Source organism: Marinilactibacillus piezotolerans (assembly GCF_900169305.1).
Lineage (GTDB): Bacteria > Bacillota > Bacilli > Lactobacillales > Carnobacteriaceae_A > Marinilactibacillus > Marinilactibacillus piezotolerans_A.
Window position 1 is genome coordinate 125,830 of record NZ_FWDP01000003.1, and the last position, 14,799, is coordinate 140,628.

General features: G+C 37.9%; 9 protein-coding genes and 1 other annotated feature (1 of these 10 only partly in view). Of the genes, 1 reads left to right on the forward strand and 8 read right to left on the reverse strand.

Annotation, left to right across the window (positions count from 1 at the left end; translation table 11 throughout):
- Nucleotides 1–171, reverse strand: a binding site (T-box leader) (it extends 117 nt beyond the left edge of the window).
- 197 nt (nt 172–368) lie between these two features.
- Complete coding sequence (locus B6F02_RS11140; RefSeq protein ID WP_080145828.1) at nt 369–2,096, forward strand: ABC transporter ATP-binding protein; 1,728 nt, start codon at nt 369–371, stop codon at nt 2,094–2,096.
- Between the two features lie 115 nt (nt 2,097–2,211).
- Here B6F02_RS11140 and B6F02_RS02490 read toward each other — a convergent pair whose 3' ends face one another.
- The 8 genes from B6F02_RS02490 to B6F02_RS02525 all read right to left on the reverse strand — a co-directional run bounded on the left by B6F02_RS02490 (nt 2,212) and on the right by B6F02_RS02525 (nt 14,680).
- The gene (locus B6F02_RS02490; RefSeq protein ID WP_080145829.1) at nt 2,212–3,879 is read right to left on the reverse strand and encodes a glycoside hydrolase family 13 protein; all 1,668 of its coding nucleotides are present in this window, start codon (nt 3,877–3,879) and stop codon (nt 2,212–2,214) included.
- A 123-nt stretch (nt 3,880–4,002) separates the two neighbouring features.
- Nucleotides 4,003–6,522 carry a glycosyl hydrolase 53 family protein gene (locus tag B6F02_RS11145; protein ID WP_080145830.1) on the reverse strand — a complete coding sequence of 840 codons (2,520 nt, stop codon included), beginning with the start codon at nt 6,520–6,522 and terminating at the stop codon, nt 4,003–4,005.
- A gap of 91 nt (nt 6,523–6,613) precedes the next feature.
- A complete protein-coding gene (locus tag B6F02_RS02500; RefSeq protein ID WP_080145831.1) occupies nt 6,614–8,665 on the reverse strand; it encodes a beta-galactosidase in 2,052 nt (683 codons plus the stop codon).
- Between the two features lie 43 nt (nt 8,666–8,708).
- The gene (locus B6F02_RS02505; RefSeq protein ID WP_080145832.1) at nt 8,709–9,557 is read right to left on the reverse strand and encodes a sugar ABC transporter permease; all 849 of its coding nucleotides are present in this window, start codon (nt 9,555–9,557) and stop codon (nt 8,709–8,711) included.
- A gap of 3 nt (nt 9,558–9,560) precedes the next feature.
- Complete coding sequence (locus tag B6F02_RS02510; protein ID WP_080145833.1) at nt 9,561–10,817, reverse strand: carbohydrate ABC transporter permease; 1,257 nt, start codon at nt 10,815–10,817, stop codon at nt 9,561–9,563.
- A gap of 82 nt (nt 10,818–10,899) precedes the next feature.
- Nucleotides 10,900–12,171, reverse strand: coding sequence for a sugar ABC transporter substrate-binding protein (locus B6F02_RS02515; protein ID WP_143745191.1), 1,272 nt, complete (start codon nt 12,169–12,171; stop codon nt 10,900–10,902).
- A 144-nt stretch (nt 12,172–12,315) separates the two neighbouring features.
- Nucleotides 12,316–13,308, reverse strand: a complete 993-nt coding sequence (locus tag B6F02_RS02520) for a LacI family DNA-binding transcriptional regulator (protein ID WP_080145835.1) — start codon at nt 13,306–13,308, stop codon at nt 12,316–12,318.
- Between the two features lie 67 nt (nt 13,309–13,375).
- On the reverse strand, nt 13,376–14,680 hold the full coding sequence (locus tag B6F02_RS02525) for a TIGR02679 domain-containing protein (protein WP_080145836.1): 1,305 nt from the start codon (nt 14,678–14,680) through the stop codon (nt 13,376–13,378).
- Nucleotides 14,681–14,799: the final 119 nt, after the last annotated feature.

Consider the following 14,799-nt stretch of genomic DNA (forward strand, 5'->3'; position numbering starts at 1 on the left):
TTGAATATCGTTTTGCTGTAACGGGCAAACCCGATATCATCTACAGTACTAATGACCTCAATGATATAACTCCAAGATGCACTTCCAGACATTCCGCATTATCCCCTTTCAGCAAACAGGGACTCTCTATAAAATTGCAATGATCTGTACTTTTCTTTTCAATGTCTTTTACTTATTTTTTAATAGTTTTGTAATTGGCATTAATATACCAAATCCAAAATGTATCGTCAAGCTTTAAATATTATTTTCATAAATATTTTTTTGAAATATTTTTCCTTTTATGATTATAATAAACTCGACTTGATTTCTAAAGGATTGACACTCATACTATATTTTAACTATTCCGGCTACAGCCAAGGAGCGAAACAATGGAAAAACTACTAGAAGTAAAACAGTTATCGATTGAATTTGAACAAGGAGAGACCTTTAATAGAGTAGCTGATCAGGTCCACTTCGATATCAGCAAGGGTGAAACACTGGGCATCGTCGGTGAGTCCGGCAGCGGAAAAAGTGTTACCGCCCGTTCGATCATGCGCCTGCTTCCGCCGAATGCCCGTAACAACGAAGAAAGCAAAATTGTCTTTATGGGCAAGGACTTAACCCAATTATCGGAAAAAGAAATGCGCAAAATTCGCGGAAAAGATATTGGAATGATTTTCCAGGATCCAATGACTTCTTTGAATCCAACAATGTCGATTGGAGATCAGATCACTGAAAGTATCCGATATCACCAGAAACTGAAGAAAAAAGCTGCAAAAGCAGAAGCTATGAATATTATGAATCTTGTCGGAATCAAAGATGTAGCATTTCGTTATGACCAGTACCCTCATGAATTTTCAGGCGGTATGCGTCAGCGGATGATGATCGCTATTGCACTGGCCTGCAAGCCGGCACTGCTGATTGCAGATGAACCAACGACTGCACTGGATGTAACGATTCAAGCTCAAGTCTTGGACTTACTGAAAGATATTCAAAAACAGTTCGGTACTGCGATTATTCTCATCACCCATGATTTCGGGGTTGTAGCCAATATGTGCGATAATGTACTCGTTATGAAAGATGGAGAAATTGTGGAAAGAGGCGCAACTACGGACGTATTCGAACATCCTCAGCATCCATATACCAAAAGGTTGCTGGATGCAGTTCCCAACCTTAAAAAAGATCAGAAAGCTCCTTCTGAAAGAGCTGCATCAGAGAAAACGCTCCTGTCTATCAAAGAGTTGCAGAAACACTTTGACTTGGGGAAAGGCGCCGTGCTAAAAGCCGTTGACGGCGTCACTCTGGATATTTATGAAGGAGAAACATTAGGGCTCGTCGGCGAATCAGGTTCTGGTAAATCGACTATGGGCAGAACCTTGCTGCGTCTGCATGAAGCGACCGGCGGAGACGTTTTGTATGAAGGGTTTAATTTGAATACGCTGGATGCAAATGAAATGAAAGATATGCGTAAGCATATGCAATTGATATTCCAGGATCCATACGCTTCCCTTGATCCGAGAATGAAAGTGGTTGATTTGATCGGTGAAGCCTTGGATGTTCACAAACTCGCTCAGAATAAACAGGATCGTTACAATAAGGTTGTTGAATTACTGAAACTGGTCGGTTTAGATCCCGCTTTTGCGAATCGTTATCCGCACGAGTTTTCCGGTGGACAGCGCCAGCGAATCGGAATTGCCCGTGCACTTGCCGTGAATCCTAAGTTTATCGTCTGCGACGAACCTCTTTCTGCCCTTGACGCATCCATACAGGCACAAATCGTCGACCTGCTGGAGGACTTGCAGAAAAAACTGGGACTGACTTATCTGTTTATTGCGCATGACTTGGCAATGGTTAAACGAATCAGTGATCGGGTCGCTGTTATGTACAATGGTCAGTTAGTAGAAATAGCGGATTCTGAAGAGTTGTTTTCCAATCCGCTCCATCCTTATACTAAAAAACTGCTTGCGGCTATTCCGGTTCCAGATCCGGCTTACGAAGCAACTCGAAAACAGACAGTCGATGATTCAGAAATCCCTATACCAGATGCTTCTGCTGCAACATTACAGGAAGTGACCCCTGGACACTGGCTTTCTGTATCTGCTGACCAAACTGTATAGTCAACGCCTTTGTTTACCTGAAGAAGACTAAACCTCCGCTTGCTCGAGATAAGAACAGCGGAGGTTTTTATATTAGTTTTAACGGCGACTTCTCCGATAAAACATCTTTTATTTATTATACTGGTGTTATTTTACATATACCTGCTTCGTAAGGTTTTAGATTGAGTATCTGTCCTGATTCAGTCCTGTCAGTGTAGTTTGTCAGTATAGTTTTTTTAATTCTCCACTCTTCCGGCACATCAACTGACGTATTTTTCGAAGACAAATTCGCATAGACTAGAAAATGACGCTCTTCGCTGCTTCTGATATAAGCGAATACTTGCGGATGCTGTTCAGCAATCAGCGTATAAGTGCCATAAATCAACGTTTTTTCTGTCTTCCTTAACTGAATCATACGCTTATAAAAATGATAAATAGAATCTGGATCACTTTGCTGAGTCTCAGCATTGAGCGTAGTATAATTAGGGTTTACTTTCAGCCAAGCTGTCCCTTCGGTGAAGCCCGCTTGTTTTGTATTTTTCCACTGCATCGGCGTTCGTGAATTATCACGACCGTTCGACCAGATATAAGTCATAACCTCTTCCTGAGCTTTTCCTTTTTCGATTTCAGACTGATAGTAATTTTTTATTGCAACATCTCTATAATCATCAATGGTATGGTATTTTACATTCGTCATCCCCAGCTCTTGTCCCTGATAAATAAACGGTGTCCCTTGCATGAAAAAGTACATGACAGCCAATGCTGTTGCGGACTCTTTATGGTAAGTCTGATCATTCCCCCATGTAGAAACCACTCTCGGCAAATCGTGATTCTCAATAAATAACGCGTTCCAGCCTTTTTTATCCAGTGCTGCTTGCCACCTTGATAACGAAGTCTTTAACTGATTTAAATCTAAGCCGCTGCTTTTTGTTCCCCATAACTCGACGTGTTCAAACTGAAAAATCATATTGAAGTAGCCGCTCTCTTCATCAGCCCAGTGCTCAGCATCGTGGACCGTTACGCCGTTAGCTTCACCAACGGTTACAGCATCATACTGCTTAGTCGTTTTTTCAGTAAATTCAGTCAAGAAAACATCGATCCCCGGCTGATTGAGATGTCCATCATAGGATTCGACAAACGGCTCTTTCTGGGGATTCGGAAGATCCGGCAAACCTTCCTTTTTCTTGATATGCGAAATAGCATCAATACGGAATCCATCAATGCCTTTATCCAGCCACCAGTTGACCATTTCATACAGCCGGTTTCGAACTTCCTGGTTTTCCCAATTTAAATCCGGTTGTTTTTTAGAAAAGATATGCATATAGTACTCTTCTGTTTCGTCATCATACTCCCAAATCGAACCGCCGAAAATAGATGCCCAGTTATTTGGACGTTTCCCTTTTTCTTGTCCCGATCTCCAGATATAAAAATCTCGATACTCTGAATCCTTTGATGATTTTGATTCGATAAACCACTCATGTTCATCAGAAGTATGATTAATGACCAGATCCATGATCAATCGCATTCCGCGCTTATGCACTTCTTCTAACAGCGCCTCAAAATCTGCCATTGTACCGTATTCTGCAGCGATTTCTTTATAATCGCTGATATCGTAACCGTTATCATCATTAGGCGACTGATAGATCGGGCAGATCCAGATCAGCTCAATGCCCAGGTCTTCCAGATAATCTAATTTTTCTATGATACCCTGAATATCCCCGATACCATCTCCATTGGCATCTTTGAAGCTTTTGGGATAGATTTCATACGCTACGGCTTCTTTCCACCATTTTGCTTTGCCCACTTGTTTTTCTCCCCTTTTTCCCGTTATTTATATACTGTTATTTTACAGAATAATGGACAGAATAAAAAACAAGGACCCTCGAGTTAGAGTTGTCCTTGTTTGATATTAATATATTTAAAAAGATTAATCATTAGTCTTAATACTTATTCCTAATAGTGTTTTGTTTACTATCAGAACAACGCAGCCTGCACTGATACTGATAATTCCAATCCATTTAAATAAATGACCTGATGACCTTGTCTTTGGAAGACTGTGATTCATATCTTTTGTTCTCATTTTTTCTTCGGTTGAAACTCTTTTAGAAGCAAGCGGGTCTAGTTGTCCAATCATCTTTCTAGAGTTCATCACTTCGTAAAAAACAGTTTCACTCCGTAAGCCATCTTCATTTACACTGTACAACCCAACCTTTTGACCTTCTTGCAAATCATAGTCAACACTAATTTCAAATGGGCTGTTCACCTTCGCATTTCCGATGACTTCACCGTCAATAGAAGCATAAATAGTTGTATTTTTTTCTCCTTGTCCCCGAATCATTTTGTCTCCTTCGTATATGGGATCAATTGTGAAATCAGCTGGTTTTAATTTCTCTTCAGTTGATTGAGTAGGGGCTTGATTGTTATTGTTATTTTCTGGTTCTGGTTCTGGTTCTGGTTCTGGTTCTGGTTCTGGTTCTGGTTCTGGTATATTATTATCCAAGTCTCTTATTTTGTATACCTTAAAATCGTCTATAGAACCCCAAGCTCCAGCATTGGCTTTTACAGACATGCCAATTGTCAACCTTCCATTTTCTACATAAACCTCTTCAACTTCTGGGCCGCTCCAATTAGCCCATCCATTTACTTCGGTATCCGCTCGATAGATCTTTTCCTTTGTTTCAGCGTACAAATAGATTTCAGCGTCATTAGCATCTCCACCTTGTAGATGCGCTTGCACGGAATACACACCTGGTTCAAGTTGATTAATTGATTGCTCAATTTTAAATCCAAACATTTTATCAGAATAAAAATGTGCTGAATATTGACCGGAAAAAGCATCTGATGGATTGTTTTGAAAATTGACTGGATTTTCTGTACCTAGGAAATTTTCCACTTCCCACATGGAGCGATCATTGCTTTCGAAGCTATTATTTAAAACATAATTAATCGGAACGATTTTAACAACAGCAGCAACTTCCGTCCCATCAAGCAATAGACCTCTAACTTTATATTCCCCAATAATACTTTTTTGAATTTTTTCAAGATCTTCTTGATTCCACTCAATTGGCTCCGTTCCTTGTTCATTGTTGTTGTATAGAACATTTACAGTTTCTGGAAGAATAATCTTTTCACCACTATAAAATTCTAAGTTTACCGCGCGAATTTCCTCGATTATCTTATCTGATACTGCACCTGTATAAACATAATTAAAAACGTTTATAGACGGCAGCGGAAGACCTTTAAAATCAAATAGCGCCTGATTATCAACCGCCGAACCGCCGTACCACTTTCCGGCATCTTCAGGGTCATATTCAGCTGCATAACTAGATGCCCAGCCTGATCCATATTCTTCCCATAATTTTTTATTACTAGTTAAATTCTCTGGTGTTCCGACAGGCAGCCAGGCTGGTTCCCAGTAAAATACACCGATACCTTTTTCGCCTACATTGACGACTGACTGAATGACATCTCTAATCGAATGTGCTTGTCCTTGTACTGATAATGGGTAATTCGTTACCTGACCATCACCAGGAACTGTATTACCATGTCCGTCTCCTTCCTCTTCAGTGTAAGCATACGACGTTTCTGCAACCATCACTTCTTTACCATACTCATCTGATACTGATTTAAGCACGCTAGTCAGATTATCTAATGTTCCATGCCAGAAAGGATAATATGAACTTGCAAAAACATCATAATCCACATTAAATGTTTGAAGATTTTCAGCGTATTGCTTGTAGCGTCCGGCCGTTTCAGGATTTGTAAAGTGAAGAGCTACCTTAATATCAACACTCAAGTCTCTAATGGCTTTGCTTCCAGCATTAAACAGCCTGGACATATTTTCCCAATCAGTTTCCCCAACAAATCCATTATTTGTTTCATTTCCTACTTGTACCATTCCTACATCAATACCTTCAGCTAGCATCCTTTGCAGGCTTTCATACGTATATTCGTAGACAGCTGTCTCTTTCTCTTCTATAGACAAGTTTGCCCATTTTTTAGGAGCTTGTTGCTTTGCAGGATCTGCCCAGAAATCTGAGTAATGAAAATCTACTAAAACCTGCATATCATTTTCTGTAGCACGTTTACCTATCTCAATGGCAGTTTTTAAATCATTGCCTCCCCCACCGTAACTTCTTCCATTCGAATCGTAAGGATCGTTCCATACCCGTACTCTTACGTAATTGACACCCGATTCATTGAGCGTAGTAAAAATATCTTGTGTTTCTCCTTGTGCATTATAATATTTTACACCACTATCTTCTAGAGCCGTAACACTGGATACATCTACTCCTCGAATAAAATCAGCTGAAATTCCTTCTACTTGCTCTACAAATATTTCTGATTCTACCGGACTCTCTTCCTCTGCAAAAACGTTTAGTGGTTTTATAAATGTTACTGCTGCTATTCCAAGTAATAAAATTGTTTTAAACTGTTTTCTACCCATCACTGCTCCTCCTTTATGTACATTAGTCAGTAATAAAAATAAGGCAATGCATACTAAAATACATTACCTTATTCTTTTCGTTGAGCTTTTTCTATTTTTCGATCACTTTGACTTCGTAGGGTTCTAAAGCAAACTTACCATTGATCATTTCGTTCGTAAGGACATCTAGTACCTCATGTTCAATTTTGACTGTTTGTTTTTTCTCCGTAAAATTCATGATAAATACAATATCAGTGTCTTCATCCACTTTTCGACCTTGTACCGACACACCAACCTCATGATCTACTTTAAGGATAGGAGACAGGTTTAATTCGTCGATCAAGTCTTGATAGAACACTTGATTAAAAGCTTCTTCTAAACGAGCACCAATGTAATAGGCCTGTCCTTTATGGTATTTGTTATACGTAACAGCTGGTGTTTCTGAATAGAAATCTTCTAGATAATTCCCTATTACGTCCGCATTTTTGTTTGTTATGATCGTTGCATAATCTTTAACTGTATACATCTTTTCTTTATACGAAATTTTATTTGAGTCTGAAGGATAAAACGTATCTGTTTCAATTGGTTCAATACCAAAAATATCCTGCAAGTCTTTTTTCCACCCTCCTAGATAAGCCAGATCGCTTTCATTTACTAATCCTGTCATGTACCCAGAAACTAAAGTACCTCCAGCTGCTACAAAGTCTTTTAAACGAGTAATTGTTTTTTCACTCATCAAATATAGCATAGGAACGACTAGCAGTTTATATTCATTAAAATGATTTTCTTTACTAATTACATCTACTGGTATATCTTTTTCCCAGAAAGCTTGATAATGCTTTTGCAGAGTTTGTGGATAATCTTTCGTCTGCAAGCCAAATCCTTGAGCGTCTTCCAAAGCCCAATCGCTTTCCCAGTCATACAATAATCCTACTTCAGCTTTTCTTTTTGTTCCTACAACTTTGTCAGATAATTTCTCCATCGTTGCACCTACTTGGCTAACTTCTTTAAAAACTCTATTTTCAGCTGAACCATCGTGGTCAACAACAGCCCCATGAAATTTTTCAGATGCTCCGCGTGATTTTCTCCACTGGAAATACAAATTGCTGTCTGATCCATGAGCTAACATTTGCATTGAAGACAAGTAATGCATATTAGGTCGTTTAGGTTTGTTATATTGATGCCAGTTTACAAGACTTGGAGTTGATTCCATCAATAACCATGGTTTTTGTTTCATGCTCTTGAAAGAGTCATTTATAAATGCTACTTTTGAAGCTAATTCATACGTTTCTTCGTAATCATTGTGCCAAGCTGGATACGCATCCCAGCTAATAATATCCACTTCTTTAGCAAACTTGCTGTAATCTAATCCTCTAAACGGTATAAATTCAGGATTATCAGACATGAAGTTTGTTGTAATCGGAATATCTGGTGTAATTTCACGTAAGGGCACAATCTCATTTTTATAAAAATCAATCGTCTGATCCGTTACAAACCTTCTCCAGTCCAAATTCATCCCATGTACTAAATTTTCTCCAATTGGAGAAGGGGATTCTATCTGATTCCAATCAGTAATGGTATGACTCCAGAACGGACCCCACCATGCTTGATTTATTTTTTCTAAACTATTATCATAACGTGCTTTCAACCAGCCTCTAAAAGCTTCCTGACAAAGATTACAGTGGCATTCTCCACCATATTCATTAGAAATATGCCACAACAATAGTGCAGGATGATTTTGATATCTTTCAGCTAACTTACGATTAATTTCTTGTGTTTTGCTTCTGTAATATGGCGAAGTATAACAGTGATTGTGCCGAGCTCCATAAAGCTGTTTTCTTCGTAGACTATCAACTCTTAAAACCTCTGGATATTTTTTTGCCATCCAGGCGGGTCTTGCTCCACTAGGAGTAGCTAAGATTACTTTCCCCCCAATAGAGTTCATTCGATCAAAAACCTGATCTAACCATTCAAAATCATAGACCTCCTCTTCCGGTTCCATACTTGTCCATGAAAACATTCCGACAGATACAGTATTGACCCCTGACTTTTTCATCAGCTCGATATCTTGTTCCAGTACTTCTGGATAATCTTTCCACTGCTCGGGGTTATAGTCTCCTCCGTGTAGTAATCTACGTTCGCTTGTTACATATTCTTTAGTCATTCACTATTATCCTTTCCGACTTAACCCATCAATATTTTTTCTGTTACCCTTTGGTTCCACCAGATGTTAATCCTGAAACAAAATGCTTTTGTAAAAGTAAAAAAGCAATAGCCACAGGGATACTAATTAAAATTGCACCAGCTGCAAATGTTGTATAACTCGCACCTTGTTTTTGATTTACTAAATCGTAAAGACCTAAAGGTAGTGTGTAAGTTTCTGGAGATCTTAAGATTGTTGAAGATAGAATAAAGTCTCCAAGCGGACCAGTAAAACTATTCATCGCTACAACTGCCAGCATTGGTCTAGCTAACGGAAGTAATATTTGCCAAAATATTCTAGTATTTCCTGCTCCATCAATACGAGCACTCTCGTCTAATTCAAATGGAATCGAATCAAAATACCCTTTCATTAAATACGTATTCATCGGAATCTGACCTCCAATGTATAGCATAATTAGTAACCAATGATTATTCATCATTCCTAGCATTTGAGCCAGCACATAAAGGGCGATCAAAGCAGAGAACTGCGGAATCATCTGTAGTAACAGAAATAGAATCAACCCATTCTTTCTTCCTTTGAACCTGAATCTAGAAAAAGCATAAGCTGTAAAAGATACACAAATCAAGGTACCTAACATCGTGAACAAACTTACCTTCATTGAATTTAAATACCATGAAATATACTGTAAGCTTGTTTCTCCAGCAAAGAGCCTTTTATAGTGGAATAAAGTAGGATTATCTGGAATCATTTTTGTACTGACTAGACTATTCCCCGGATTAAAGCTTGCACCAATCGTCCATAATAATGGGTAAATAATTATAACCATTACCGCTATTAATAAAAGATAAGAGAATAGGAGTCGGGTCCGATTACTTTTTTTTGAAGCTATCATTTACTAATTCACCCCTTTAAATGATTTTGTTCTTCTAAACTGCCATAGTGCAATAGTGATGACAAATATAGATAGCAGGATCGTTAGTGCCGCAGCTAACGCATACTGACTTGAAGTCATCGTTAACGAATAGATCCATGAAACTAAGATGTCCGTTCCACCAGCATTTGAACCTGCAACCGCTGGTCCACCACCATTAAATAGATAGATAATGTTAAAGTTATTAAAGTTAAATGTATACTGTGTGATAATGATTGGAGATATGGAGATAAAAATCAATGGTAACGTGATGTTCTTAAACTTTTGAATAGCAGATGCACCGTCAATAATTGCGGCTTCATATAAATCATCTGGAATCGATTGTAATACTCCAGTAGTCACAATAAATACATAAGGGAAACCTAACCATCCTTGAATTAAAATCAATGCTACCCTAGTCCAAAACGGATTTGTTAACCACGGAATTGAATCGATACCAAGCGCAGATAAGATTTCGAGGTTAATTGCCCCAAACGTTTCATTAAACAGTCCCGCAAATATTAGAATAGTAACAAACCCCGGAACTGCCCATGGCAAAACCAGTATTGTACGAATCAGTTTTTTAAATCTGAGATCTTTTTGATTCACTACAACCGCTAAAAATATCCCAATACTCACTTGAAGGGTTGTAGCGACTAACGTCCAGATTATCGTCCAGCTCAATACGTCAATAAAAGTCGTTCTCCAAATATCTACTGTAAATATTTGAACAAACGTATCAAACCCTACCCAATTAAATAAATTTGCTGGAGGTGAATTATACAAATTGTAATTTGTGAATGCTAAAGAAAAACTAAATAGAATTGGGAAAATAACAGAAAATATCAATAGTAATAAGGCTGGTCCACTAACTAAGTAAGGATATCCTTGATCAATCAAATTAAAATATTGTTCTTTTAATGAGTACAGAGGTAAATTCTCATCTCGTCTCTGTCCTGTTTTGTATGCATCTCTTAGATTAAAATAGTAAAAGCCAATTCCTAAAGCTACTACTATGACGGCAAGAATTCCCTGAGCTAATAAAAATACAGAATTATCTCTTGGTACTTCTGTTCCTAAAGTAACAATTCCCCATAAGCCAATATTCAATAAATCTGCAAAAACAAATCCATATGCTATAGCTAAAATAATAAGACAAATCCCTTTAAGCCATTGCTTATTATAAAGCTGTCCCATTCCTGGTACGATTGAAAGTAATATCGCCTTTTTTTTATGCTGCATGACTAATATTTTCCTTTCTTAACAATTAACGAAGGCATCTCTTACTTGAGATACCTCCGTTTCAGTTAGGTATGATTATTTTTTAATTCCCACTGTGATTAGCTTCAATTTGATTACGAATAGCTTCGGCCGCTCCATTTAATGCTTCTTCCGGTTCTGCTGAACCTGTCGCAATTGTTTGTAAAGCTGAATCTGCTGGAGTCCAAACTTCACTCATTTCTGGAATTCCAGGCATTAACACTGAATTACCTGATTGTTCAAAAATAGCTTGAGTAGAATCACTTTCAGTAATGACTGGATTGTCTTCCAGCGCTTTGATCGCAGGTACTTCCTGAGTATTTTCATAACGAGTAAGCTGATTTTCTTCATTTGTTAACCAAAGCACTAATTCTTGAGCTAGCTCTGGATATTCTGAGTAAGAACTGACATTATAACTCTTCACTCCTACAAATGAACTCATTGGATCTCCATTTGATAGTTGTGGTAATGGTACAACACCATAGTCGATTCCAGCTTGTTCGTAAGGACCTAAGTTCCATGGACCAGATATTACTGCTGCCGCTTTTCCTTCACTGAAAAGGGAATCCAAAACATTTATACCTTGCTCTCCAATGATTCCACTCGGGAATAGCCCTTCTGAATAGAACTTTTGAATATATTCCGCTGCTTCGATAGCGCCTTCATTATTCAAACCAATATCTTCAACATCATAGTTTCCTTCATCATCTTGAGCGAAAATATATCCGCCATATCCGCCTATAATACTTTGTGCATAATAGATTTGATCCCACAAGGCTAAGAATCCATACGTTCCGTCTCCTGTAATATTTTCAGAAAACTCATACCACTCATCTAATGTAGTTGGAAGGTTTTCTTCATCAACTAAATCACGGTTATAATACAGTAGAGTTGTTTCAACAGCATATGGAAGTCCATAAACTTCTCCATCTACCATCTGAGATAGCATAGCAGATTCTGTGTACATGTCTTGAACTTCTTGACTGACATCTAATGGCTTTATTAATCCTTCCGTTACTGCAGTACCAATACTGTCATGGGGCATAGCGAATACATCTGGTCCGGTTCCTCCCGGTCCATCTAAACGCAAATCTTCCACATTATCCCCATATGGTCTTTCAATGACTTCAACCGTTACATCATGTTCTTCTTCAAATGCTGCAATGGCTGCTTCTGTTCCTGCAGATTTATCAATATCTTCCCACACAACTAACGTAGCACCTTCGCTATCTTCCTGTGCAGCTGATTCACCATCGCTTGATTCCCCTGGTCCACATCCCACTAAAATTGAACTTATTAACAGTCCACTACTCAAGAAATATAACTTATTTTTCATTATAATTTATTCCTTTCTCCTGTCGAAAGTTATGTTATCGTTTACAATTTTAAGTATATAATTTTTTTACTTTATGTAAACGGTTTTGTTTTACTTTTTTAGTAAATTTTTTTACTAGTTCGCATACATCTTTGCCTGATATACTTATCGCGTGGTTTTTCTAATAATAAGATCTGATTCTATAAAAAGTTTTTTCCTGTACTTACGCTCTTCAAGAATTTGTTCTGATAGTAGTTTCATCGCATTTGACACTAACGCCTCCATATTAATTTTGAATGTTGTTAGAGGTGGAGTAACGTACTTCGCTAAGCTGATATCATTTATACTGATTAAACTCACTCTTTTAGGCACTGCATATCCCCGCTTATTTAGTACTTGTAAACAACCTAACGCAATTGCATCAGATGCAACAAAGAATGCTGTTGGCATTTCTTCTTTTAAGTCTGCAATTGCCTGTTCCATTAAATTTACTCCGTTTTTAAAAGTAAAACCTCGATTAGTATAAATATACCGTTCATTTAACAAGTTCAATTTGGTCATTTTTTCCCTAAACTGGTTTTCTCGTAGGTCTGGAAAATCTGTATCACTGTCTCTATCAACAAACGTTCCACCAATAAATCCAATTTCCTTATGTTTCCTACTTACTAAATAATCAACAGCTTGATCTGTAATCTCGTATAAATCTGGCCTGACGGAATCATATTTCGTTGTTTCTGGTGATGTATCCAGAAAAACACCATTTTGAGTAATACCTCTCAAAAAATCTAATTCTTTCTCTTTAAAACTTCCCACTGCAATAAAGCCCTGAATATTTTTTGGTATGATTTCTATACCATTTTCAATCGTATAACAAGTTATTTCAATATTATACTTTCTTGCTTCTTTTTCAATTTCCTCTCGCATTTCTCTAAAATAAACGTCATCAATTTCTGTTTCTTTTGTCAACCAATATAAAAAGGCGATATTAAGCAAAGGAAATTCAAACGTTTTCTTTCTATACCCTAATTTTTTTGCTGATTCAAGTACGCGTTTTCTAGTTTCCTCCATTACAGATAAACTAGAGTCATTGTTTAAAATTCTTGAAACTGTAGCTATTGATACTTGAGCATCCTCTGCTACATCTTTTAATGTAGTCATGTCATCACCTTCAAAATATAAATTTATTAATAACTGAAACACAAAACTTATAAATGTTATTATCCTTTTACTGATAATAATACTTCAATTCACTGATCATTTCGCTGATCAAGGCTTCTTGGTAGGCAGGATTTCTAAAATCTTTGATTTCATCTTTTAAACATGAAAAAATGTCCAGTGTGAATCGATCCAGTTTTTTCATTTCTTCTTCCGTGATCACTTCTTCTTTTGAGCGGGCAGCATGATAGGCAGGGATATCCATTTTCCACGGTTGAGCGTTTTGCGGGTAGCGCATCAGAACACGCTCGGCACGTCTAATTCCCTCAGGGGTCATATCTCCACTGTAGCGAATATCGCATTCTTCCTCTACCAGCCGATCCATCAGTTCAATCGTGGCCAAACTGAATGTCCCTTGAGTACAGATCATAGGGGCGTTAGGAACCTCATCTAAAACACTGGAAAATACAACTGGATTTTCGACGACCCAAACTGTCTGTGCTTCGTTAGCCGGATAAGCCGTTACAATATCAATCAGTTCTCTCATCGGTACATTCATGACGCTGTGAAGATGAGCCGCAGATTCCCACATCGGATGGTAGCCGTCGATTGTTTCAGCATATATATTGGCCACTGTCGTATAATTCGTAATATCATCTCGCAAGATGTTGAATTTCAGTAACAATCGATTGACTTCACTGTTTTCTCCAGGAATTTTGACAGGCTCAATCGCATGATAGCGAGCATCTTCAGCCAATACATGTAAAAATAGTTTTCCTAAAACCGTATGCCGGTCCAGTGCATGCGCATCTCCAGTGACGATTTTGCTGAACATCGATAATCGCAGCGGTCGTTCCGGCAACAGGCGTACCGCTTCAGATAAATAAAGCACTCGATCTTCAAAAACCGCCGGAGAGTCCGAAATCAGCTGATAAATCCACTGGCTATCCGATGTGCCTCTTTTTAAATATTGAAACCATCCTGTCAGCAGTGCAAATTCTTTTTCTAAATAATCAAAATAGTTTTTCATCTCTTGAGGCGGGAGCTGCTGTGTGCTGCTCACAAGACTCAATACACTCTGAAAGTAAACATTTAGAAATTCTGGTAAGGAAATTTTCAGACCAAACATTTCTTGAAGCTGACGTTCAAACTGAGCTAAATCAATTTCTTTTCTATTTTGAAAAACAGCTTTTGGCTGGCTTAGAAAAGCAGCGACAGGCGCGAGCTCTTCTAATGTATATTCAGAAACATCCACCTTCTCTACAAGTTTACTGGTGCTCTCATACTCATTTTTAAATAATAAAAACAAGTGAAAAAAGATTTCATTTGCTTTAAAATAATTTAGTGCTTTTTCAATAGAATCTGGTTTTGCCATTAGGGTTTACTTCCTTTTTTACTATAGTTTGTTGTGATAAGAACAATATGGTCAGCCTCAATACTGGCTATTTCCGGTTTGATAAAAAGCAATAACTATACAATATAAAAATCACCTGC